Annotated in this window: 20 protein-coding genes; 17 read left to right on the forward strand and 3 right to left on the reverse strand. The window is 72.4% G+C overall.

Annotation, left to right across the window (positions count from 1 at the left end; genetic code table 11):
• Positions 1-404: 404 nt before the first annotated feature.
• The 9 genes from EST54_RS11865 (at position 405) to EST54_RS11905 (ending at position 11,692) form a co-directional block, all read left to right on the forward strand.
• Entirely contained in the window at positions 405-2,060 is a 1,656-nt protein-coding gene (locus EST54_RS11865) for a CTP synthase (protein ID WP_129247580.1), read from the forward strand.
• Positions 2,061-2,157: 97 nt separating this feature from the next.
• Positions 2,158-2,784: an NUDIX domain-containing protein gene (locus tag EST54_RS11870; protein WP_129247581.1), complete on the forward strand. Its 627-nt coding sequence runs from the start codon at positions 2,158-2,160 to the stop codon at positions 2,782-2,784.
• Between the two features lie 175 nt (positions 2,785-2,959).
• Positions 2,960-5,092, forward strand: coding sequence for a tetratricopeptide repeat protein (locus EST54_RS11875; protein WP_129247582.1), 2,133 nt, complete (start codon positions 2,960-2,962; stop codon positions 5,090-5,092).
• A gap of 168 nt (positions 5,093-5,260) precedes the next feature.
• The gene (ald, locus tag EST54_RS11880) at positions 5,261-6,376 is read left to right on the forward strand and encodes an alanine dehydrogenase (RefSeq protein WP_093488518.1); all 1,116 of its coding nucleotides are present in this window, start codon (positions 5,261-5,263) and stop codon (positions 6,374-6,376) included.
• A 489-nt stretch (positions 6,377-6,865) separates the two neighbouring features.
• Complete coding sequence (locus tag EST54_RS11885) at positions 6,866-7,882, forward strand: ParA family protein (protein ID WP_030078562.1); 1,017 nt, start codon at positions 6,866-6,868, stop codon at positions 7,880-7,882.
• Entirely contained in the window at positions 7,867-8,529 is a 663-nt protein-coding gene (locus EST54_RS11890; protein ID WP_129247583.1) for a hypothetical protein, read from the forward strand. Before EST54_RS11885 ends, EST54_RS11890 begins: the two co-directional genes overlap by 16 nt.
• Before the next feature lie 93 nt (positions 8,530-8,622).
• A complete protein-coding gene (locus tag EST54_RS11895; RefSeq protein WP_129247584.1) occupies positions 8,623-9,792 on the forward strand; it encodes a segregation and condensation protein A in 1,170 nt (389 codons plus the stop codon).
• Positions 9,789-10,505 (forward strand): SMC-Scp complex subunit ScpB, encoded by a 717-nt coding sequence (gene scpB, locus EST54_RS11900; RefSeq protein ID WP_174857431.1) that lies wholly within the window; start codon positions 9,789-9,791, stop codon positions 10,503-10,505. The genes EST54_RS11895 and scpB overlap by 4 nt, the downstream gene beginning before the upstream one ends.
• Positions 10,505-11,692: a pseudouridine synthase gene (locus tag EST54_RS11905; RefSeq protein WP_129247585.1), complete on the forward strand. Its 1,188-nt coding sequence runs from the start codon at positions 10,505-10,507 to the stop codon at positions 11,690-11,692. Before scpB ends, EST54_RS11905 begins: the two co-directional genes overlap by 1 nt.
• Before the next feature lie 609 nt (positions 11,693-12,301).
• On the opposite strand, the gene EST54_RS11910 is transcribed toward EST54_RS11905, so the two are convergent.
• Positions 12,302-12,997, reverse strand: a complete 696-nt coding sequence (locus tag EST54_RS11910) for a nucleotidyltransferase domain-containing protein (protein ID WP_129247586.1) — start codon at positions 12,995-12,997, stop codon at positions 12,302-12,304.
• A 224-nt stretch (positions 12,998-13,221) separates the two neighbouring features.
• Between EST54_RS11910 and aroH the strand changes: the two genes are divergently transcribed.
• The 5 genes from aroH (at position 13,222) to der (ending at position 17,679) form a co-directional block, all read left to right on the forward strand.
• Positions 13,222-13,584, forward strand: coding sequence for a chorismate mutase (gene aroH, locus EST54_RS11915; protein ID WP_129247587.1), 363 nt, complete (start codon positions 13,222-13,224; stop codon positions 13,582-13,584).
• Positions 13,581-14,666: a prephenate dehydrogenase gene (locus EST54_RS11920; protein ID WP_129247588.1), complete on the forward strand. Its 1,086-nt coding sequence runs from the start codon at positions 13,581-13,583 to the stop codon at positions 14,664-14,666. The genes aroH and EST54_RS11920 overlap by 4 nt, the downstream gene beginning before the upstream one ends.
• Before the next feature lie 86 nt (positions 14,667-14,752).
• Positions 14,753-15,496, forward strand: coding sequence for a (d)CMP kinase (gene cmk, locus EST54_RS11925; protein ID WP_129247589.1), 744 nt, complete (start codon positions 14,753-14,755; stop codon positions 15,494-15,496).
• On the forward strand, positions 15,493-16,149 hold the full coding sequence (locus tag EST54_RS11930; RefSeq protein WP_129247590.1) for a lysophospholipid acyltransferase family protein: 657 nt from the start codon (positions 15,493-15,495) through the stop codon (positions 16,147-16,149). Before cmk ends, EST54_RS11930 begins: the two co-directional genes overlap by 4 nt.
• 69 nt (positions 16,150-16,218) lie before the next feature.
• The gene (der, locus tag EST54_RS11935) at positions 16,219-17,679 is read left to right on the forward strand and encodes a ribosome biogenesis GTPase Der (RefSeq protein ID WP_129247591.1); all 1,461 of its coding nucleotides are present in this window, start codon (positions 16,219-16,221) and stop codon (positions 17,677-17,679) included.
• 30 nt (positions 17,680-17,709) lie between these two features.
• Here the strand turns inward: der and EST54_RS11940 are convergent, their stop codons facing one another.
• Positions 17,710-18,045: a hypothetical protein gene (locus EST54_RS11940; protein ID WP_129247592.1), complete on the reverse strand. Its 336-nt coding sequence runs from the start codon at positions 18,043-18,045 to the stop codon at positions 17,710-17,712.
• 184 nt (positions 18,046-18,229) lie between these two features.
• A complete protein-coding gene (locus EST54_RS11945) occupies positions 18,230-19,039 on the reverse strand; it encodes a hypothetical protein (protein ID WP_129247593.1) in 810 nt (269 codons plus the stop codon).
• Between the two features lie 284 nt (positions 19,040-19,323).
• On the opposite strand from EST54_RS11945, the gene EST54_RS11950 reads away from it, so the two are divergent.
• The 3 genes from EST54_RS11950 (at position 19,324) to EST54_RS11960 (ending at position 22,405) form a co-directional block, all read left to right on the forward strand.
• Positions 19,324-19,905, forward strand: coding sequence for a LysM peptidoglycan-binding domain-containing protein (locus EST54_RS11950; protein ID WP_129247594.1), 582 nt, complete (start codon positions 19,324-19,326; stop codon positions 19,903-19,905).
• 266 nt (positions 19,906-20,171) lie between these two features.
• Entirely contained in the window at positions 20,172-21,431 is a 1,260-nt protein-coding gene (locus tag EST54_RS11955; RefSeq protein WP_129247595.1) for a glycosyltransferase family 4 protein, read from the forward strand.
• A complete protein-coding gene (locus EST54_RS11960; RefSeq protein ID WP_129247596.1) occupies positions 21,428-22,405 on the forward strand; it encodes a hypothetical protein in 978 nt (325 codons plus the stop codon). The genes EST54_RS11955 and EST54_RS11960 overlap by 4 nt, the downstream gene beginning before the upstream one ends.
• Positions 22,406-22,431: the final 26 nt, after the last annotated feature.

The raw sequence follows: 22,431 nt of genomic DNA on the forward strand, positions 1-22,431 counted from the left end.
TGAAACGTCGCCGAGCAGCGGGACCGGAAATCGGGCTGGGGCACCGCCCAGCGGTAGCTGGGGGAGGGTGGTGCCTTCCCGGACGGCTCGTAGCGAGTGTCCGAGCAGGATACGACGCACCCCGGTGCTCCGCGCGACCCTCGCGACGAGAGAAGTGGTCCGAACGGGTGGCCTCCGTCACGTGCCGGAGGCAGCACGGCCGCCCGCGCGGGGTTTCCGCCTCCGGCCGGGCACGACCATGCCCGGTCGCTGATAGCCTGGTACCCCGTGGACCGGTGGGACGCCCAGGACGTCACGGCAGTGGTGAAGGCACCCCCGAACCGCAGCGAGGGCACCCCTGAAACCCCAGGCCGGCGCCGCCTCGCACCTCTCCACCTCGCGACCACGGGAGCCCCCTCTTGGCCATGCCGCCCAAATCCTCGACGACCAAGCACCTCTTCGTCACCGGGGGCGTCGCCTCCTCGCTGGGCAAGGGGCTCACCGCCTCCAGCCTGGGTGCTCTCCTGAAGGCGCGCGGCCTGCGGGTCACGATGCAGAAGCTCGACCCGTATCTGAACGTCGACCCGGGAACGATGAACCCGTTCCAGCACGGTGAGGTCTTCGTCACCAATGACGGCGCCGAGACCGACCTGGACATCGGCCACTACGAGCGGTTCCTCGACGTCGACCTCGACGGCTCCGCGAACGTCACCACCGGCCAGGTCTACAGCACCGTGATCGCCAAGGAGCGGCGCGGCGAGTACCTCGGTGACACCGTGCAGGTCATCCCGCACATCACCAACGAGATCAAGCACCGCATCCGGCGGATGGCGACCGAGGACGTCGACGTCGTCATCACCGAGGTCGGCGGCACCGTCGGCGACATCGAGTCGCTGCCGTTCCTGGAGACCGTCCGCCAGGTCCGCCACGAGGTCGGCCGGGACAACGTCTTCGTCGTGCACATCTCGCTGCTCCCCTACATCGGTCCGTCCGGTGAGCTGAAGACCAAGCCGACCCAGCACTCGGTCGCGGCGCTGCGCAACATCGGTATCCAGCCCGACGCGATCGTGCTGCGCGCCGACCGCGAGGTCCCCACCGCGATCAAGCGCAAGATCTCGCTGATGTGCGACGTCGACGAGGCCGCGGTCGTGGCCGCGATCGACGCCCCGTCGATCTACGACATCCCCAAGGTGCTGCACACCGAGGGCCTGGACGCCTATGTCGTACGGAAGCTGGACCTCCCGTTCCGCGATGTGAACTGGACCCAGTGGGAGGACCTGCTCGACCGCGTCCACAACCCCGACCACGAGGTCAGGGTCGCGCTGGTCGGCAAGTACATCGACCTGCCGGACGCCTATCTCTCGGTCACCGAGGCGCTGCGGGCCGGCGGCTTCGCGAACAAGGCCCGGGTGAAGGTGAAGTGGGTCACCTCCGACGACTGCAAGACCCCGGCCGGCGCCGCCGAGCAGCTCGCGGACTGTGACGCGGTCTGCATCCCCGGCGGCTTCGGCGACCGCGGTGTGGACGGCAAGGTCGGCGCGATCACCTACGCCCGGGAGAACAAGCTCCCGCTGCTCGGCCTGTGCCTCGGCCTGCAGTGCGTGGTCATCGAGGCGGCCCGTAACCTCGCCGGCATCGAGGGCGCGAACTCCACCGAGTTCGACCCGGCCGCGGCCGACCCGGTCATCTCCACGATGGCCGAGCAGATGGACATCGTCGCAGGTGAGGGCGATATGGGCGGCACGATGCGGCTGGGCATGTACCCGGCCAAGCTCGCCGAGGGCTCGATCGTCCGCGAGGTCTACGACGACCAGCCCTACGTCGAGGAGCGCCACCGCCACCGCTACGAGGTCAACAACGCCTACCGCGGTGAGCTGGAGAAGAAGGCCGGGCTGCAGTTCTCCGGCACCTCCCCGGACAACAAGCTCGTCGAGTACGTCGAGTACCCGCGCGAGGTGCACCCCTACCTCGTCGCCACCCAGGCGCACCCCGAGCTGCGCTCCCGCCCGACCCGCCCGCACCCGCTCTTCGCCGGGCTGGTGAAGGCCGCGGTCGCGCGCAAGACGGGTGCCGCGAAGTAGCCGCGCGCCGACGGATACGGTTGCCGGGGTACGGCCTCGTTCTTCGAGGCCGTACCCCGGTTTCTGCGTGATAGAGGCACCTACAGGAGGACGCGCCATGGCGATCAAGGACACCCCCGAGGAGTGGACGGTCACCGCGACCACGACGCCGTTCACCGGAAACAAGACCAGCGTGCGCACCGACCAGGTCGTCATGCCGGACGGGTCCACCGTCTCGCGCGACTACCAGGTCCACCCCGGTTCCGTGGCCGTCGTCGCGCTCGACGACGCGGGCCGGGTGCTGGTGCTGCGCCAGTACCGCCACCCCGTACGCCAGAAGCTGTGGGAGATCCCCGCCGGGCTGCTCGACGTCCCCGGCGAGAACCCGCTGCACGCCGCGCAGCGCGAGCTGTACGAGGAGGCGCACGTCAAGGCCGCGGACTGGCGGGTGCTGACCGACGTCTACACCACGCCCGGCGGCTGCGACGAGGCCGTGCGGATCTTCCTCGCCCGCGAGCTGTCCGAGGCGGAGGGGGAGCGGTTCGAGGTCTCCGAGGAGGAGGCCGACATGGAGCTGGCGCGGGTCCCGCAGGAGGAGCTGGTGCGCGGGGCGCTCGCCGGTGAGCTGCACAACAACTGCCTCGTCGTCGGCGTGCTCGCGCTCACCGCGGCCCAGAGCGGCCCCGGCCTGGACGCGCTCCGGCCGGCCGACGCGCCGTGGCCGGCCCGCCCCTTCGAGGCCTGAGCCGCCGGGACGCCGGCGCCGCACCACAGGTCTGTCGGATGATCCGCCGATCCGATCGGGTGACTCAACCGCCCTGCTCCGCACCGGACGTGACGGGCCGTGAACTACGCTCGACGGCGTGCCGTCCGCGCCCCAGCGGCGGACTCGTACGCGCAGGTGGACGGGAGCGTGACCGGTGACGGACCAGGCGGTGGGCGGGGGACCCCTCCTGCCGGAGACGGGGGAGGCGCCCGCCGCGACGGCAGCCGGCAGGCCGGCCCCGCGGTCCCGCCCGGACGGAGGCGCCCACCACCCGGCCGTCCCCGCGCCCGCCCCTGTGCACTTCGCCGGGCGCCGCCGTGAGCTCAAGGAGCTGCACGCCGATATCGCCCGCGCCGGCCTGGACACCCTCTCCGGCCGCAAGGGCGCCCGCAGCCGGGTGCTGCTGATCGCCGGCCGCCCCGGATCCGGCCGTACGGCCCTGGCCGAGGAGCTGCTGCGCGAGCTGGCCGGCGAGCACCCCGACGGGGTGCTGCGGGCCACGCTGACCGGACCGGGCGGCGAACCGGCCGACACCGGCCGTACCGCACGTGAGCTGCTGGCCGCCCTGGGTGCCGGTGCCCCGCCGGGCGCCGCCGAGGACGAGCTGACCGAGCAGCTGCGCGGGGCGCTCGCCGGGCGCCGTGCCCTGCTCTTCCTGGACGACGCCCCCGGCGCGGAACAGGTCGAACCGCTGCTCCCGGATGCCCCGGACTGCCTGGTCGTGGTGGTCTCCCAGGGGCCGCTGACCGGAATCCCGGACGTCCGGCCGTGCACCCTGGGCGGGCTGGACAGCGCGGCCGGCGTCGAGATCCTCACCCGCTACGCCGGACCGACCCGGATCACCGTCGACCCCCGGACCGCCGACAGCGTCGCGGAGGAGTGCGGCGGCCAGCCCGCCGCGCTGGTGCTGGCCGGTGCCTGGCTCGCCGCCCGCCCGATGTCCTCGGTCGCCGATCTGTGCCAGGCGCTGCACGCCGTCCCGCTGCCCGAGGACCTGCCCACCGGCGCCCGCCCGCTGTTCCGCGCCTTCCGGCTCGCCCATGACGCGCTGCCGGCGCCCGCCGCCCGGATACTGCGGCTGCTCACCCTGGCGCCGGCCGGCCTCGTGGACGCCCACATCGCCTCCGCGCTGGCCGGCTGCTCGGTGGCCGCGGCCGCCACGACACTGGACGACTTCGCCGCGCTCGGCCTGCTGCGGCCGCTCGCCGCAGCGGACGACGGGGTGGCGGGCGCCGGTACGCCCGACGCCGCCGCGCACCCCCGCTACCGCTTGCCCGGCTGCCTCGATCCGCTGGTGCGCGCCCTGCTCCGGGAGCACGAGCGCCCGGCGGAGCTCGAACTCGCCCGCGCCCGGATGCTGGAGCGGACCGTACGGCTGCTGCAGTCCTGCCGTGCGATGGGCGAGCCGGCCGACTCACCCGCCCGGCAGAAGGTCGCCGGTCTGCCGCGCTCGCTGCGCTTCACCTCGAAGGGCACGGCCGCGCACTGGCTGCGCAGCCGTCGGGTGGCGCTCCTCGACGCCGCCGCCATCGCCGTCGCGGACGGTGAACTCGACACCCTGGACCGGCGGTTGATGGCCGCGCTGACCCGCACGCTGCTCGTGCACCAGGGCCCCGAGGCCGCCGCGCCGGACCTCTACGCGCTGCACGGGCTCGTCCTCCAGGTCGCCGAACGGCGGGGGCTGGCCCGCGAGCGGGCCGCCGCGCTGCTCAACCTCGCCGACCTGGACGGCCGGGCGGGCCGCAGCGCGCAGGCGCTCACCCGTTACCGGGGCGCGCTGGAGGCGGCCCGCTCGGTGCCGGACCCGGTGGCCACCGGCCGGGCGCTGGAGTCCCTGGGCGGGACGTACACCGAGCTGGGCGACTGGCAGCGGGCCGCCGACTGGTACGGCCGGGCGCTGGAGCTGCGGCTGGCCCGCGGCGAGGGCGCCGACGCGGCGCGGCTGTACGGCCGGATCGGCAGCGCACACACCTACGCGGGCCGATGGGGCGAGGCGCTCACCTCGTGGCGGGCGGCCGCCAGGACGTACCGCCGGCTCGGTGAGGTGTCCGGGCAGGCGCGGGCGACCGGTGAGATGGCCCGGGTGCAGGAGTACGCGGGACGGCCCGAGGAGGCCCTGCGGACCTGCCTCGAAGCCCTCGACGTCGCCCGTAAGGCGGGCGACGGACGGCTGGAGGCGGCCCTGCAGCTGCGGATCGCGGACACCCTCGATCGGCTCGGCGATCCCGCGGCGGCACGGCTCCATCGTTCCGTGGGAGAGCGACTCCTCGACGATTACCCCGAGTGACCTACGAAATCGGTAGTGCTACTCCGAAAGATTATTGCTTTGCAAGGCTAGACAAGAAGAGCTCCTTCAATAGACTGGCGGGGCCGCGTTCGGCGCGGTCAGTTCCGTCATGCAGCGCATGAGGGGATAATTCCTCCTGCACCCTCTCTTTCAAGGACCGTGATCGACGTGAAGGTCGGCATCCCCCGCGAGGTCAAGAACAACGAGTTCCGCGTGGCCATCACGCCCGCCGGAGTCAACGAACTCGTCCGCCACGGCCACCAGGTCGTCATCGAGAAGGACGCCGGTCTCGGGTCGTCCATCACGAACGAGGAGTACGTCGCCGCCGGCGCCAGCATCCTCGACACCGCCGATGAGGTCTGGGGCGCCGCCGACCTGCTGCTGAAGGTCAAGGAGCCGATTGCGGAGGAGTACCACCGGCTCCGCAAGGACCAGACGCTCTTCACCTACCTGCACCTCGCCGCGTCCAAGGAGTGCACGGACGCGCTGCTGGAGTCCGGCACCACCGCCATCGCCTACGAGACCGTCGAGACGGCCGGCCGCCAGCTGCCGCTGCTGGCCCCGATGTCCGAGGTCGCGGGCCGTATCGCCCCGCAGGTCGGTGCCTACCACCTGATGCGCCAGGCCGGCGGCCGCGGTGTGCTGCCCGGTGGCGTCCCCGGTGTCCACGCGGGCAAGGCCGTCATCATCGGCGGTGGCGTCTCCGGCTGGAACGCGCTGCAGATCGCCGTGGGCCTCGGCTTCCACGTCACCCTGCTCGACAAGGACATCAACAAGCTCCGCGAGGCCGACAAGATCTTCGGCACCAAGGTGCAGACGATCGTCTCCAACGCCTACGAGCTGGAGAAGGCCGTCGTCGACGCCGACCTCGTCGTCGGTGCCGTCCTGATCCCCGGCGCCAAGGCCCCCAAGCTGGTCACCAACGAGCTCGTCGCGAAGATGAAGCCCGGAAGTGTTCTTGTCGACATCGCGATCGACCAGGGCGGCTGCTTCGAGGACTCCCGTCCCACCACGCACGCCGAGCCGACCTTCCCGGTCCACAACTCGGTCTTCTACTGCGTCGCCAACATGCCCGGCGCGGTGCCGAACACCTCCACCCACGCGCTCACCAACGCCACGCTGCCCTACATCGTGGAGCTGGCGAACCGCGGCTGGGTCGAGGCGCTGCGCCGTGACCCGGCGCTGGCCAAGGGCCTGAACGCGCACGACGGCAAGGTGGTTTACCAGCCCGTCGCCGAGGCCCACGGCCTGGAGCACATCGAGCTGCGCACGCTCCTCGGCTGAGGCGTCAACGACACGCGTCAACGCTGAGCATCCGGCCGGGTCCTGTCCACAGGGCCCGGCCGGTCGCATGTCCGAGCAGCGGAATCATGTGTTCCGGAACGCGTACCCTCAACTCGCCGCGAACGTAACCCTTTAACCGATTCGCGCACCCCCAAAACATCGGTGCGATACCGCCTGCGCCCTTGACATCGGGGGGTCCGGTTACCGACACATCGTGCCGGGTCCGGTGGATTGTGTTGCTGCGGACGCCCGACACGCCATAGAGTCGCCAACCGTCGGCATGGTGCCACGCTGACCTATCGATAAAGTTTCCTGGTCACATCCAAGGAGGTAAGACGACTTGTGAATGAGTCGACATTTTCTCCCGGAGGTGGTCAACCAGGAGTGGTTGCACGGGGCCAGGGTCCCTCGGGGCGCGAGGCTGTCGGCTCCGTTGCGGGCCACACCCACGCAGCCCACCAGAGCATTTCCACGACAGCCCACCAGAGCATGGACGGCCATCACGTGAACGCCATGGCCGGCGACCGGGGCAGTGGAGAACCCGCCCGTCTCGCCGACTACGACGACCTGCCCCAGGGGCACTTCTACGATCCGGACGCGGAGTACGAGCCGGACCCCGAATACGCCGCGACGCTCGCGCCGGACGCCGCGCGACAGCGCCGCGAACGCGTCGGCCCGACCGGACGCCCGCTTCCCTATTTCCCCATTCCCGGACCGCTGTCGGACCACGGCCCGGCCAAAATCATCGCGATGTGCAACCAGAAGGGCGGGGTCGGCAAGACCACCTCGACCATCAACCTGGGTGCCGCACTCGCCGAATACGGACGACGGGTGCTGCTCGTCGACTTCGACCCGCAGGGTGCCCTGTCGGTCGGACTCGGCGTCAACCCGATGGAGCTCGACCTGACGGTCTACAACCTGCTCATGGAGCGGGGGATGTCGGCCGACGAGGTGCTCCTGAAGACCGCGGTCCCCAACATGGACCTGCTGCCCAGCAATATCGATTTGTCAGCGGCAGAGGTGCAGTTGGTCAGCGAGGTCGCGCGTGAGTCGACCCTGCAGCGTGCGCTGAAGCCGCTGCTGGCCGACTACGACTACATCGTCATCGACTGCCAGCCCTCCCTCGGCCTGCTCACCGTCAACGCGCTGACGGCGGCTCACAAGGTCATCGTGCCGCTGGAGTGCGAGTTCTTCGCGCTGCGCGGTGTCGCGCTGCTCACCGAGACGATCGAGAAGGTCCAGGAGCGGCTCAACCCCGAGCTGGAGCTGGACGGCATCCTGGCGACGATGTACGACTCGCGCACCGTGCACAGCCGCGAGGTCCTGGCCCGCGTCGTCGAGGCGTTCGACGATCACGTCTACCACACCGTCATCGGTCGTACGGTCCGCTTCCCCGAGACCACCGTCGCGGGCGAGCCGATCACCACCTACGCCTCCAACTCCGTCGGCGCCGCCGCCTATCGCCAGCTCGCCAGGGAGGTGCTCGCCCGGTGTCACGCCGAGTGAGTCTGCCGGGAGCCGACGAACTGTTCCGTACCACCGGGGGAGGGGGGCTGCAGCCCTCCAGCCCCCGTCGGCAGGCGAACGGCTCGGCGGCGCCCGGCGAGGCGCCCCGGGTGCCCGCACCGGCCGGCGAACCCGATCCGGCGGCGGACGGGCCGGAGGCGGCCACCGCGGTCCGCACCCGTCGGCCCGGAACCGGGGCTGACACCCCGGCAGCCACCGCCGGCGACGGCGGACCGGCCACCCCGCCGCGGGTTCCCGCCGTCGGCTCCCCGGCCGAGCACACCGGCCGTGAGGCGGACGGCGAGGCGGCCAAGTCCCACCGGAGCCAGGCGGGCCAGGCCGGCCAGGCCGGTTCCGACGCGGCGGCCGCGGCCGCGCAGCAGGCCGGCGGTCAGGGCCGGCGGCGCGGTGGCCGCGGTGCCAACCGCCGCCCCAGCGGCCGCGAACGGCACGACGAGAAGATCACCGTCTATGTCTCCGCCGAGGAGCTCATGGACCTCGAACATGCCCGGCTGGTGCTGCGCGGTGAGCACGGCCTCGCCGTCGACCGCGGCCGGATCGTCCGCGAGGCGGTCGCCGTCGTCCTGGCCGACCTGGAGTCGCGCGGCGACGCCAGCATCTTGGTGCGGCGGCTGCGCGGGCGTTAGGGCGGAGACGGGATAGCCTGCCTCCTCGGCGGGGTGTCCCGCCCGTGACCAGCCCGTCGCCCCCGGCACGGGACCACAGCAGCATGGACCGCGATGCCGACGACCCACGACGATGCCCCCAGGCCCCGCGCCCGCAGACCTCTCGGGCGCGGGGCGGCCGAGGCAGCCGCGGACTCGGTGGCGCCACAGCCGCCCGAGACGCCCGAGACGCCGGAGGAGTCCGGGGCCGTCGGGGCGCCGGGGCAGCCCCCGGCAGGGGACCCGGCGGCCGGGTCCGGGGCACACGACGCGGCGGACGAGCCCCAGGCACTCGACCCGGCGGACGGGCCCGAGGCCGTTGACGTGCCGCAGCCGGCGGCCGTTCCGGGGGAGGAGTCCCCGGAGACCGATGCCGCCGTGGCCGCGCCCCCAGAGGGCGACGGCGGCGGCGAGGGCACCTTCACCCTCCGGCTGGACAACTTCGAGGGCCCCTTCGACCTCCTGCTCCAGCTGATCTCCAAGCACAAACTGGACGTCACCGAGGTCGCCCTGTCGAAGGTCACCGACGACTTCATGGCGCACATCCGCGCCATGGGACCGGACTGGGACCTGGACCAGACCACCGAGTTCCTGGTCGTCGCGGCGACCCTGCTGGACCTGAAGGCGGCCCGGCTGCTGCCCGCGGCCGAAGTGGAGGACGAGGCGGACCTCGCGCTCCTGGAGGCCCGTGACCTGCTCTTCGCCCGGCTTCTGCAGTACCGCGCCTACAAGCGGATCGCGGACATCTTCAGCGGCCGGCTGGCGGACGAGAGCCGGCGGTATCCCCGTACGGTCGGGCTGGAGCCGCACCTCGCCGAGCTGCTGCCCGAGGTCGTCATCAGCATCGGCGCGGAGGGCTTCGCCAGGCTCGCGGTGAAGGCGATGCAGCCCAAGGCCAGACCGCAGGTCTACGTCGACCACATCCACGCGCCGTTGGTCAGCGTGCGCGAGCAGGCCGAGGTGGTGATGGCGTGGCTGCGCGAGGCGGGCGAGGCCAGCTTCGCGAAGCTGGTCGCCGACGCCCCGGACACCCTCACCGTCGTGGCGCGCTTCCTGGCCCTGCTGGAGCTCTACCGGGAGCGGGTGGTGGCCCTGGAGCAGGAGGAGGCCCTGGGCGAGCTGACGGTCCGCTGGACGGGCGCCGAGGGGGCCGCGCCCCAGGTCACGGATGAGTTCGACCGGGAGCCGGGGCCGCAGGCCGCCGGGGAGGAGCCCGCGGAGCAGGCGGAGGAGGAGCAGGCATGAGCGGTGTGGCCGGTGGTGAGGCGTACGACGTCACGGAGGCCGGGGCAGGCACGCGGTCCGGGGCCGGCGGCGGCGCCGGGGAGCGGACCGGGGCGCCGGCCGGGGCACTGGGCGTCGACGGGCTGGAGCTGAAGCCCGCGCTGGAGGCCGTCCTCATGGTCGTCGACGAGCCCGCGACCGAGGAGCACCTGGCCAGAGTGCTGCAGCGGCCCCGCCGCGCGGTCGCGCTGGCGCTGCGCGAGCTGTCCGACGACTACACCCGCCAGGGCCGCGGATTCGATCTGCGGCTGGTGGCCGGCGGCTGGCGCTTCTACTCCCGCGCCGCGTACGCGGACGCGGTGGAGAGCTTCGTCCTGGACGGCCAGCAGGCCCGGCTCACCCAGGCCGCATTGGAGACTCTGGCCGTGGTCGCGTACCGTCAGCCGGTCAGCCGTTCCCGTGTCTCGGCCGTACGCGGCGTGAACTGTGACGGTGTGATGCGCACGCTCCTCCAGCGCGGCCTGGTGGAGGAGGCGGGGACGGAACCTGAAACAGGTGCGATCCTGTACAGGACGACGAATTACTTTCTGGAGCGGATGGGCCTGCGCGGCCTGGACGAGCTCCCTGAGCTGGCACCGTTCCTCCCGGAGGCGGACGCGGTCGAGGGCGACTCCCCGGAAGGTATCCCGTCGTTCGACGTAGACGACAGCGGCGACTCTCAGACGGATCATTGATGCGAAGCAGCGGCAGGAACAGCAGGGACAGCGGGCGCGGCAACTCCCGCGGCGCGGGTGGGGGCACCTCCCAGCCGAAGGCTGGGGGAAAGAGGGACGACAAGCAGCAGCGCGCGGGCCGCCCTCGTCCCGAGGAGCGCCGCTACGACGTGGGCGGATCCGGCGGCACCGGTGGTCCCGGCGGCGGCTCCTCGGGCCGCAAGGACGAGCGTGCGGGCGGCGGAGCCAAGAGCGGAGGCGCCAAGAGCGGCGGCAGCCGGGGCGCGGCGGCCCGCGGCGGCGCCAAGGGCGGCCCCCGTACCGGCGCCGCGTCCAAGGGGGCACGGCCGGGCGCCAAGGGTGGTCCGCAGCGCGGCCGGGGCCAGGCGCCCGCGCGGCCCCGTGAGTACGACGCCCAGGTGGAGGAGCGCAACCGCGCCCGCCACAACAAGCCGCAGGTCAAGACCCCCAAGACCTTCGGTGACCAGGAGGGCGAGCGGCTGCAGAAGGTGCTGGCCAGGGCCGGCATGGGCTCGCGCCGGGCGTGCGAGGAGCTGATCGACCAGGCGCGGGTCGAGGTCAACGGCCGGATCGTCATGGAGCAGGGCGTCCGGGTCGACCCGGAGAAGGACGAGATCAAGGTCGACGGCCTGACGGTCGCCACCCAGTCGTACCTCTTCTTCGCGCTGAACAAGCCGGCCGGCGTCGTCTCCACGATGGAGGACCCGGACGGCCGCCAGTGCCTGGGCGACTACGTCACCAACCGCGAGACGCGGCTGTTCCACGTCGGCCGGCTGGACACCGAGACCGAGGGCATCATCCTGCTCACCAACCACGGCGAGCTGGCCCACCGCCTGACGCACCCGCGCTACGGCGTCAAGAAGACCTACCTGGCCGCGATCCAGGGCCCGCTCCCGCGCGACCTGGGCAAGCAGCTCAAGGACGGCATCCAGCTGGAGGACGGGTACGCCCGCGCCGACCACTTCCGGGTCGTGGAGAACACCGGCAAGAACTACCTCGTCGAGGTGAGCCTCCACGAGGGCCGCAAGCACATCGTGCGCCGCATGCTGGCCGAGGCCGGCTTCCCGGTCGACAAGCTGGTACGGACGGCCTTCGGCCCGATCGCACTGGGCGACCAGAAGTCGGGCTGGCTGCGCCGGATGACCAACACGGAGGTCGGCATGCTGATGCGTGAGGTTGAGCTTTAGCTTTTGCTTCCCACGTTGTCGGCTTACCCGCCGTGGGTGTTGCTCGCCGTTTGTCGCCCGCTGCGCGGTGCGCGCGCCGTTGCGCCCCTCCGCTGCGCTTTGCCTCGGCCCACGTTGTCGGCTTTCCCGCCGTGGTTGTTGCTCGCCGTTGCGCCTGCGGCGGGCGGCGCGTTGTCGGGTGCGGTGACGGGCCTCCGGGGCAGGGGTGTGGGACTGCTTCGCTTTACGTCCCACACCCCTGCCCCTCCGGCCCGTCCCCTCCCGTTGGAGGGGTGGGAAGTAGGCCGGTGGGGGTGGACGTGGCTGGTCGGGTGCGTCTTATGGGTCGTACAGAAACGGCCGAAACGGCCGTCGGTGGCCCGCCCCCACGCACCTTCACTCACTCCACTCACGGGAGGGGACGGGCCGGAGGGGCCTGTTGTGTGGACGTAAAGCGAAGCAGTCCACACAACAGGTCCCGGAGGTCCGTCACCGCACCCGACACCCACCCAGCCCGCCGCAGGCGCAACGGCGAGAAGACCCACGGCGGGCCAGCCGACAACGTGCGGGCGCGCCGCAAAGCGCAACGGCGAGCAACAACCACGGCGGGAAAGACAAAAACGTGGGAAGTCAGCCAAGCGCAGAGCCCCGGCGGGCCCGAAAGAGGAAGTCCGCCACCCGGCCGTGGTCCGGCTCGGCCGGCAAGGGGGAGCCGGACACCGCCGCCTCGGCCTCCTCGGAGAGTCGCGCCATCCGGCGCTCCACCGTGGGCCAGGGCACCTCACCGCGCCGGACCGCCAGCAACGCCTCCCGGTTCGGGCCGACATCCAGGGTGAGCACGCCGGTGCGGAGCAGATCACGCGAGCTGGCCAGCAGCCGCAGCAGGTGCATGGCGTGCTTCCAGCGGGGCGTGCCGTGCTGCCGGACCTCGGCTCGCAGCTGTTTGAGCTGGCCGGTGGCGTAGCCCGCGAAGGTGCGGTGGGCCTGGCGGGACAGGAACGCCTCCCGCAGGGTGAGCAGCTCCCGCCCGATGGGGTCGATGCGCTCCACCAAGGGGGAGTGCAGACACTCCAGGACGGTGGGGTTCGCGCGCAGCCCCAGCTGACAGAACCGTTCCAGCTCCCAGGAGAACTCCTCCTCGCGCGGTCCCTCCACATGGGTGGGCGGCTTCTCGAAGCCCCAGAAGAGCGGGGTGGGGGCGAGATAGACCCCGCGGCGGTCGGTGTCACTGGTCTCCGTGGCCAGTCCGAAGGCGCGCGAGCCCATCACGCATGCGTACACGGTGTGCTCGGCGACCAGCGAGTGACCTGCGGCGGCTTCCGACATGGCGGAGATTGTCGCTGGTGGGAGGGCGAATGTCACCCGTTTTGCCGGCCGATCGGGAACGGGGGACGGCTTGTTCACGGTCGGTGCGCGGAAGATCGCCGCCTGCACGGGCGCGGGCCGGCCCGTTTCCCTGTCCGGCCGCCGGACACGGAATGTCGGTGCGGCTGGTTACGCTGATCTGGACGCGCGCAGGTGCGTGCGGCCGGACGCAGGGGAGCAGTGACGTGGCGGTACGAGCGGTCCGCGGGGCCGTCCAGCTGGAGCGGGACGACGCGGAGCACATGCAGGAGCAGGTCGGCGAGCTGCTCACCGCCATCCTGGAGCGCAACGACCTGGTCGCGGACGACCTCATCAGCGTGTGGTTCACCGCCACCCCCGATCTGCGCAGCGACTTCCCGGCCGCCGCCGCCCGCGCCCTGGGCATCACAGACGTACCGCTGATCTGCGCCCAGGAGCTGGACATCGCCGGCGCTATGGAGCGCGTGGTGCGGGTGCTCGCCCACGTCGAGACCGGGCTGTCCAAGGCCGGGATCGCCCACGTCTACCTCGGCGCGGCCGGGGCGTTGCGGAAGGACATCGCGCAGTGAGGACCGCACTCGTCATCGGAACGGGCCTGATCGGCACCTCGGCCGCGCTCGCGCTGCACGCACGGGGCGTGCAGGTGTTCCTGGAGGACCACGACCAGGCCCAGGCCCTCACCGCCGCCGCACTCGGCGCGGGCACCGCCGAGGCACCCGCCGAACCGGTCGATCTGGCCATCGTGGCCGTCCCGCCTGCCCATGTCGCCACGGCACTGGCGGACGCGATGCGCCGCGGCGTGGCCCGCGCGTACCTCGACGTCGCCAGCGTCAAGGGCGGCCCGCGCCGTGAGCTGGAGGCGATGGGCTGCGACCTGTCCGGTTACCTCGGCACCCATCCGATGGCCGGCAAGGAGCGCTCCGGCCCGCTGGCCGCCACCGCCGACCTCTTCGAAGGCCGCCCCTGGGTGCTCACCCCCACCCGCGACGGCAACACCGAGGTGCTCAACCTCGCCCTGGAGCTGGTCGCGCTGTGCCGGGCCGTCCCGGTCGTGATGGAGGCGGACGCGCACGACCGCGCCGTCGCCCTGGTCTCGCACACCCCGCAGCTGCTCTCCAGCCTCGTCGCCGCCCGGCTCAAGAGCGCCGACGAGACCGCCGTGCGCCTGTGCGGCCAGGGCATCCGGGATGTGACACGGATCGCGGCCTCCGACCCGGAGATGTGGATCGACATCCTGTCCGCCAACCCGGGCCCGGTCGCCGACGTGCTGTCCGAGATCGCCGCCGACCTCGACGAGACCGTGCGGTCGCTGCGTGCCCTGGAGTCCGCCGACGAGGAGAAGCGCGGCGGCGGCGCCCTCGGCATCGAGGACGTGCTCCGCCGTGGCAACGCCGGCCGGGACCGGGTGCCCGGCAAGCACGGCGCCGCCCCGGCCACCTACGAGATCGTCGCCGTCTACATCGGCGACCAGCCCGGTGAGCTGGCCCGGATTTTCGCCGACGCCGGCCGGGCCGGGGTCAACATCGAGGACGTCCGCATCGAGCACGCCACCGGCCAGCAGGCGGGCTTCATCCAGCTCATGGTCGAGCCGCAGGCCGTGCCGGGGCTGACCGCGGAGCTGCGGGAGCGGGGCTGGTCCATCCGGCAGTGACACCGTGGACGGGGCGGTGCGGGTGAGCCAGTAACCTTGTCCGAGGCCCTTATGGCCCTTGGACCCCCGCCCCGTGTACAAGAAAGGTGTTCGTCACCGTGGAAACCGCCGCTCGGACCGCCCCGGCAGCAGTGATTGTCGCCATCGACGGCCCCGCAGGCACGGGCAAGTCCAGCACGTCCAAGGCCGTCGCCGGCAAGCTCGGCCTCGGCTACCTCGACACCGGCGCCCAGTACCGCGCGATCACCTGGTGGATGCTGAACAACGGCATCGACGTCAATGACGCGACCGCGGTGGCCGACGCCGCCGCCAAGCCCGTGATCGTCTCCGGCACCGACCCGGCCGCCCCGACCATCACGGTCGACGGCCTGGACGCCGCGGGCCCGATCCGCACCCAGGAGGTCACCGCCGCGGTCAGCGCCGTCAGCGCGGTCCCCGAGGTGCGGGCCCTGATCACCGACCTGCAGCGCTCCATCGCCGCCGAGGCGCCGAACGGCATCGTCGTCGAGGGCCGGGACATCGGCATCACGGTCCTGCCCGACGCCGACCTCAAGGTCTTCCTGACCGCCTCCCCCGAGGCGCGGGCGGCCCGCCGCAGCGGCGAGCTCAAGGGCAAGGACCCCCAGCAGGCCACCGACCTGGCCGCCACCCGCGAGGCCCTGATCAAGCGGGACGCCGCCGACTCCGGCCGGAAGACCTCCCCGCTGGCCAAGGCGGACGACGCGGTCGAGGTGGACACCACCGAGCTGACCCTGGAGCAGGTCATCGAGTGCGTGGTCACCCTCATCGAGGGCGCCGGCGCCGAGAAGGCGGGGCGGGTCGCCCGGTGACCGACAGCGGCAGGGCGCCGAGCGCGGCCGGCGCCGCGGTCGGCCGGCGGATCGGCATCGGCCTGATGTACGGGCTGTGGCGGCCGCGGGTGCTGGGTGCCTGGCGGGTGCCGTCCACCGGACCGGCGATCCTCGCCGTCAACCACTCGCACGGCATCGACGGCCCGATGCTGATGGGCACCGCGCCGCGGCCGGTGCACTTCCTGATCAAGAAGGAAGCCTTCGTCGGCCCGCTGGACCCGTTCCTGCGGGGCATCGGGCAGCTGAAGGTGGACCGCAGCACCGCCGACCGCAAGGCGATCACCGACGCGCTCGGCGTACTGGAGGACGGCGGGGTGCTGGGGATCTTCCCGGAAGGCACCCGCGGCGAGGGCGACTTCGCCTCCCTGCGGGCCGGCCTGGCGTACTTCGCGGTGCGCTCCGGCGCCCCGGTCGTGCCGGTGGCGGTGCTCGGCAGCACGGACCGGCACAGCCGGCTGACCTCCGCCGTCCCGCCGCTGCGCGCCCGCGTCGACGTCGTCTTCGGCGACGCCTTCGAGGCGGGCGACGGGAGCGGCCGCCGCACCCGCAAGGCGCTCGACGAGGCGACCGTACGGATCCAGGAGCGGCTGACCGCCCACCTGGACCGGGCCCGGCGCCTGACCGGGCGCTGAACCACACTTGAGTAGTGGGCCGCGCACGAGCGGCCCACCGACCACGATGATGAACGAGGAACGGACTTCATGAACGACCAGATCCCTACCGGCGACGAGCACGGTGCGCTTGGCGACGCCGAGTACGCGGAGTTCATGGAGCTCGCCGCGGAGGAGGGCTTCGACCTGGAGGAGGTCGAGGGCGACATCGCCGCGGCCGGCCACGGTCCGCTGCCCGTCCTCGCCGTCATCGGCCGCCCCAACGTCGGCAAGTCGACGCTGGTGAACCGCATCATCGGCCGCCGTGAGGCGGTCGTCGAGGACAAGCCGGGCGTCACCCGCGACCGCGTCACCTACGAGGCCGACTGGAACGGCCGCCGGTTCAAGGTCGTCGACACCGGCGGCTGGGAGCAGGACGTCCTCGGCATCGACGCCTCCGTGGCGATGCAGGCCGAGTTCGCCATCGAGGCCGCGGACGCGGTGGTCTTCGTCGTCGACGCCAAGGTCGGCGCGACCGACACCGACGAGGCCGTCGTCAAGCTGCTGCGCCGGGCCGGCAAGCCCGTGGTCCTGGTCGCCAACAAGGTTGACGGCCCGTCGGGCGAAGCCGACGCCGCCATGCTGTGGTCGCTCGGCCTCGGCGAGCCGCACCCGGTCTCCGCCCTCCACGGCCGGGGCACCGGCGACATGCTCGACGCCGCTCTGGACGCCCTGCCCGAGGCGCCCGCGCAGACCTTCGGCACCGCCCTCGGCGGCCCCCGCCGGATCGCGCTGATCGGCCGGCCGAACGTCGGCAAGTCGTCGCTGCTGAACAAGGTCGCCGGCGAGGAGCGGGTGGTCGTCAACGAGCTGGCCGGCACCACCCGTGACCCGGTCGACGAGATGATCGAACTCGGCGGCAAGACCTGGAAGTTCGTGGACACCGCCGGTATCCGCCGCCGGGTGCACCTCCAGGAAGGCGCCGACTACTACGCCTCGCTGCGCACCGCTGCGGCCGTCGAGAAGGCCGAGGTCGCCGTCGTCCTGATCGACGCGTCCGAATCCATCAGCGTCCAGGACCAGCGCATCATCACGATGGCCGTCGAGGCCGGCCGCGCCCTGGTCATCGCCTACAACAAGTGGGACACCCTCGACGAGGAGCGCCGCTTCTACCTGGAGCGGGAGATCGAGCGGGACCTGGTGCAGATCCCGTGGGCGATGCGGGTGAACGTCTCCGCGCGCACCGGCCGCCACATGGAGAAGCTGGTCCCGGCGATCGAGACCGCGCTGGCCGGCTGGGAGACCCGGATCCCCACCGGGCGGCTGAACGCCTTCCTCGGTGAGATCGTCGCCTCGCACCCGCACCCGATTCGCGGCGGCAAGCAGCCGCGCATCCTCTTCGGCACCCAGGCGGGCACCAAGCCGCCGCGCTTCGTCCTCTTCGCCTCCGGCTTCCTGGAGGCCGGCTACCGCCGCTTCATCGAGCGCCGGCTGCGCGAGGAGTTCGGCTTCGACGGGACGCCGGTCCACATCTCCGTGCGGGTGCGCGAGAAGCGCGGCAAGAAGAAGTAGCGGCGGTCCCCTCCGGGCCGCGCGGGCGGATCAGTGTCCGTGCGGCCGGTGGTCCCGCCGCGCCGGCGGCAGCGCCGGGGCATGGCCCCGCGGGTGGTACGGCGGCCGGCTCACGACCTCCCAGTGGCCCGTGGGCGCCGTACGGCTCCAGTCCCCGGCGCCGCGCAGCACCTCCGGGGTCTCCGGCTCGTCCGTACGGTCCCCGGGCAGCGCCCGGAAGGAGCGGCGGTACTCGGCGTACAGCGCGTCATAGATCGGGGTGGCCGAGCCGTGCTCCGCGGTGTGCGTCGTCCCGTGTTCGTACGACGGGCGCATGCCGGGGATCGGGTGGGTGTAGGCGTGGGAGGAGGGGTCGTATGCGTGCACGTATGTGCCAACGACCCTGATGGCCGCGGGATGCGGCTTTCGCGCGGAAATGGCTGATCGCGAGGGCAAGACCGTCCGGAATGGCGGTCCTGCCCCCGCGATCGGGTGTCCAGGGCGTGTCCGCAAAGTCCCGTCGTCCGCCCGTAGAGCCAGGCGGGACGTTGCGGACACGCCCCAGGGACGGTCAGGTGCCGGCCAGCGGCATCTCCGCGGCGACCAGGGCGCCCTTCGACGCGGCGTTCTCCAGCGCCTGCCGCATGAGGTCCTCGCGCGGCTGGTGGCCGATGGTGCCGGACGGTGCGGCGTACATCACCACCGACTGCGCCTTGTTGGCCGCGGCGCGCCAGCCGTCGGAGACGGCCAGCGGCTGGTGGGCCTGCCACCAGGCGGCCTGGTTGCCGGCGCTGCCCGGCTGGAGGACGGCGTGCAGCTTGCCCATGGCCAGCAGTGCGGACCAGCCCGGGTTCGGGCCGGGGAGCTGGTTCACGTCCGTCACCGGGTGGAAGCCCTGCTCCAGGAGCAGCGGGAGGAAGTCGTCGTCCGGGCCGGTCGAGCCGGGACGGGCGATCGGGCCGTCCGGCTCGACCACCAGGGCCGGGCGCAGATCGTCCTCGATCAGCACCAGGCCGCAGGTGATCCCGAGGGTGGCCTGGCGCGGGGTGGTGGGGACCGGGGCGGCCGGCGCGGGCCCCGATCCGGGCGTACGGGCGGCGGCGTCCTCTCCGGTGATGGAGCGCACGGCTCCCTGGAGCTGCTCCTCCGACACCGGGACGACCTGGGAGGGGATGCACGTGGCATGGGCGAACGCGAGTACCGCGGTCTCCTCGCCCACGAACAGGACGGTGCTGGTGCGCTCCTGGTCGCTGTCTCCGGGGGTCCGGCAGGAGGTGCAGTCATAGCTGCCGGGGGCGTCGCCACCGGCCAGCAGGCGGTCGGCTTCTTCGTCGCCGATCTCGGCGCGAACGTCGTCACTGACGTCGAGCATGCGCGGCACGGGTGGCTCCTCGATCTCTGTGCGTCTGCCGGGTGGTCTCCCGGCTCGTACAAGGACAACGGGTGACCTGCGGCAGGGGTCACGCGAGGGCGGGAACAGAATCGAACCAATCGCCGCACAGGGGGATTCAACGGAAAGCCGCCCCGCAAGCGGTCACATAGCGCCAGCTCTTGCGCAGAACCTGGCGCAGTCGGCGGCGTCGCGTACACCGGACCGGGTGGGAACGGGCCGGTGAGGGCGTGCCGCGCTGGCCAACGGCGGACGGCTGCTTACCGTCACCGGCTATGTCGGACAACTCTTCGTCGCCACGGCGCTTCGCGGGATCCGTCGGACTGCTCACCTCGGCGGCCGCCGCCCTGGTCCTGTGTCTGCCCGGTGGTGCCGCCGCCGACGGGCCGGACGGCAACGGCACGGGCGGCAGCGGCGGCAAGGGCGCGTACGCCTGCGCCGAGGACCAGTGGCCGTGGGGCTGCCTCGCGGAGTGCGAGAGCAGCGGCGACTGGCACATCAACACGGGCAACACCTTCTACGGAGGACTGCAGTTCTGGCAGCCCACCTGGGAGGCGTTCGGCGGCCTGGAGTTCGCCCCGCGGGCGGATCTCGCCACCCGTGACGAGCAGATCGAGATCGCCAAGAGGGTGCAGGCCGCGCAGGGCTGGGGGGCCTGGCCGGAGTGCGCCCGACGCTACGGGCTGATCGAGGAGGGCAGTCGGACCCATGTCGTACGTCCCGGGGAGACACTCGGCAAGATCGCCCGCAAGTACCGGGTGAAGGGCGGCTGGCAGGCGCTCCACGAGGCCAACCGGACGGTCCTGGGGGACAACCCGAACCGGCTGACGGTCGGCACCAGGCTGCGGCTTCCCTAGGGACCCGTCGGGGACCCGTCGGGGACCGCCGGGCAGCGGGGGTGTCTCCCCTAGGGGGCGGAGCGCATTCAGAGGCACGGGGTTCCATGAAGCCGTTACCGATGTCCTAACTCTTTCGGAACAACTTGGCGTGTCCGCCCAACCCGGAACCTCCTTTCATCGTCCTTCCGTTCAGCAGGGGGATACGTCGCGCCATCAGGAGGGGAGTGCGACGTGACCCACGGGGAGACCAGCTAGGACCGGAAGACCAGGGGACACGGGGACGGATGCACATTTCATTCCTGATTCACAATGCGTACGGGATAGGGGGGACGATCCGCACGACGTTCAACTTGGCCCGCACGCTCGCCGAGCAGCACGACGTCGAGATCGTGTCCGTCCTGCGCCACCGCGACGCGCCGGTCTTCGACCTCGGCCCCCGTGTCGCGCTGCGGCATCTCGTGGACATCAGGGAGAACGGCCCCCACTACGAGGGCGCGGATCCCGCGCACGCCCGCCCGGCCAGGGTCTTCCCCGCCGCCGAGGTCCGCTACCGCCAGTACAGCGAGCTCACCGACCGCCGGATCGCCCAGCATCTGCGCCGCACCGAGGCCGATGTCCTGGTCGGCACCCGGCCCGGACTCAATGTGCACATCGCCAAGCAGGCGCGCCGCGGCCCGGTCCGCATGGGCCAGGAGCACCTCACCCTCGACACCCATCAGCCGGCGCTCAAGCTGGCACTGCGCAGCGCCTATCCGCGCCTCGACGCGGTCACCACCGTCACCGAGGCCGACGCCCGTTCCTACCGCCGGACGCTGCGGCTGCCCGGTGTGCGCATCGAGGCGGTGCCCAACAGCGTGCCGGCGCCCGCCGTTGCGGCCGCCGACGGCAGCGGCAAGTGGGTCGTCGCGGCCGGCCGGCTCACCCGCGTCAAGCGCTATGACGTCCTCATCCGCGCCTTCGCCCAGGTCGTCGCCGCGCGTCCCGACTGGCGGCTGCGGATATACGGCGGCGGCACGGAGAAGGCCGCGCTGCGCGCGCTGATCGACGAACTCGGCCTGTACAACCACGTCTTCCTGATGGGCCCGGCCAACCCCCTGGAGTCCGAGTGGGCCAAGGGCTCGATCGCGGCCGTGTCCTCCAGCCTGGAGTCCTTCGGGATGACGATCGTCGAGGCGATGCGCTGCGGGCTCCCGGTCGTCGCCACGAACTGCCCGCACGGCCCCGGCGAGATCATCGCCGACGGGGTGGACGGCAAGCTGGTGCCGGTCGGCAATCCGCAGGCGCTGGCCGGCTCACTGCTCACGCTCATCAACGACGACGACGCCCGCATCCGGATGGGCGGCGCCGCGCTGGCCTCGTCCGCCCGCTTCGACCCCGCCATGGTCGCCGGGCGCTACGAGGCACTCTTCGGGGAGCTGCTCGCCCGCCGCCGGGGAAGCCGGCTGCACTGCGGTCTGCATCGCGCCCGGGGAGCCCTGCTCGGCGGCGCATACGCCACCAAGGATGCGGCCCGCGCCGCGCTGAGAGGGGTGCGGACGGTATGACCGCGTCGAGCCAGCTGACCGCGACCGGACCGAACACGAAGGAGTCCTCCGCCATCGATCAGGAACCTGAGGTGCCGGCCAGACCGGGGCCCGACGGCACCGAACCGCTGCGGGAGCGGGGCGCCACCACGGCGCCGGCGGAGCTGCGGGCCGACTGCATCGCGGACTCCGCAGGCGGTCTCACCTTCGATCTGAACGTCCCTCAGGACACCCACGTCACCTGGAGCGCGGCGCTGGTGCTGCGGCTGCGCGGCGGCGACGGCGCGGACGACGAGGTACGGCTGCCGCTCGGGCCGAACGGCGCCGGCCGGCTGCGCGCCGTGCTGCCCAGCACCGTCGCGCTCGCCGAGGGCCGCTGGAACGCCTACGCCGACCTCGGCGACGGCGAGGACCCCCGGCGCCTGCTGCCGGGCATCAACGATCTGCGGTCGCTGGTGGACCGCCGGCCGCTGGCGGGCATCGGCCGGCTCGGGGTGCGCATCCCGTACGCGACCAAGTTCGGCAATCTCGCGCTGCGCAGCTGGCTGCGCGGCCCGCACGCCGAGGCCGGCGACATCCTTGTCACGCCCGACGGCATGACGGTCTCCGGGCGGCTCTACGGCGCCGCGCCGGCGGCCGGCGCCCGCGCGGAGGCCTGGCTGCGCCGCACCGCCGCGTCCGCGGAGGCCCCCGCGGTGACGGTCACCGTCCCGCTGACCGTCGAGGGAGCGGAGTTCAGCTTCACGCTGCCCTACGCGGAGCCGGCCGGGCACTGGGAGGACGGCAGCGAGCCGTGGGACCTGTGGCTGCGGCTGACGGAGGGCGCCCGGCCGGTGCGGATCGCCCGCCTCCTGGACGACGTCGCCGACAAGAAGCAGGTCTTCACCTACCCCGTGATGCCGGTGCGGACGGCCGCGGGGCACCTCAGGGTCGGCCCGTATTACACGCTCGACAACGATCTGGCCCTACGGGTCGCGGGACCGGCCGGGAGCTGACGGGGAGCGGGCCGCGCGGTCCGGGG

The sequence above is a fragment of the Streptomyces sioyaensis genome (assembly GCF_004122735.1).
Lineage (GTDB): Bacteria > Actinomycetota > Actinomycetes > Streptomycetales > Streptomycetaceae > Streptomyces > Streptomyces sioyaensis.

What these genes read in the sequence shown, in the direction of transcription:
- EST54_RS11865 (WP_129247580.1), top strand. Translation starts at nt 405, where the DNA reads ATGCCGCCCAAATCCTCGACGACCAAGCACCTCTTCGTCACCGGGGGC.
- EST54_RS11870 (WP_129247581.1), top strand. Translation starts at nt 2,158, where the DNA reads ATGGCGATCAAGGACACCCCCGAGGAGTGGACGGTCACCGCGACCACG.
- EST54_RS11885 (WP_030078562.1), top strand. Translation starts at nt 6,866, where the DNA reads ATGGACGGCCATCACGTGAACGCCATGGCCGGCGACCGGGGCAGTGGA.
- EST54_RS11895 (WP_129247584.1), top strand. Translation starts at nt 8,623, where the DNA reads ATGCCGACGACCCACGACGATGCCCCCAGGCCCCGCGCCCGCAGACCT.
- scpB (WP_174857431.1), top strand. Translation starts at nt 9,789, where the DNA reads ATGAGCGGTGTGGCCGGTGGTGAGGCGTACGACGTCACGGAGGCCGGG.
- EST54_RS11905 (WP_129247585.1), top strand. Translation starts at nt 10,505, where the DNA reads ATGCGAAGCAGCGGCAGGAACAGCAGGGACAGCGGGCGCGGCAACTCC.
- EST54_RS11910 (WP_129247586.1), bottom strand. Translation starts at nt 12,997, where the DNA reads ATGTCGGAAGCCGCCGCAGGTCACTCGCTGGTCGCCGAGCACACCGTG.
- der (WP_129247591.1), top strand. Translation starts at nt 16,219, where the DNA reads ATGAACGACCAGATCCCTACCGGCGACGAGCACGGTGCGCTTGGCGAC.
- EST54_RS11950 (WP_129247594.1), top strand. Translation starts at nt 19,324, where the DNA reads ATGTCGGACAACTCTTCGTCGCCACGGCGCTTCGCGGGATCCGTCGGA.
- EST54_RS11955 (WP_129247595.1), top strand. Translation starts at nt 20,172, where the DNA reads ATGCACATTTCATTCCTGATTCACAATGCGTACGGGATAGGGGGGACG.
- EST54_RS11960 (WP_129247596.1), top strand. Translation starts at nt 21,428, where the DNA reads ATGACCGCGTCGAGCCAGCTGACCGCGACCGGACCGAACACGAAGGAG.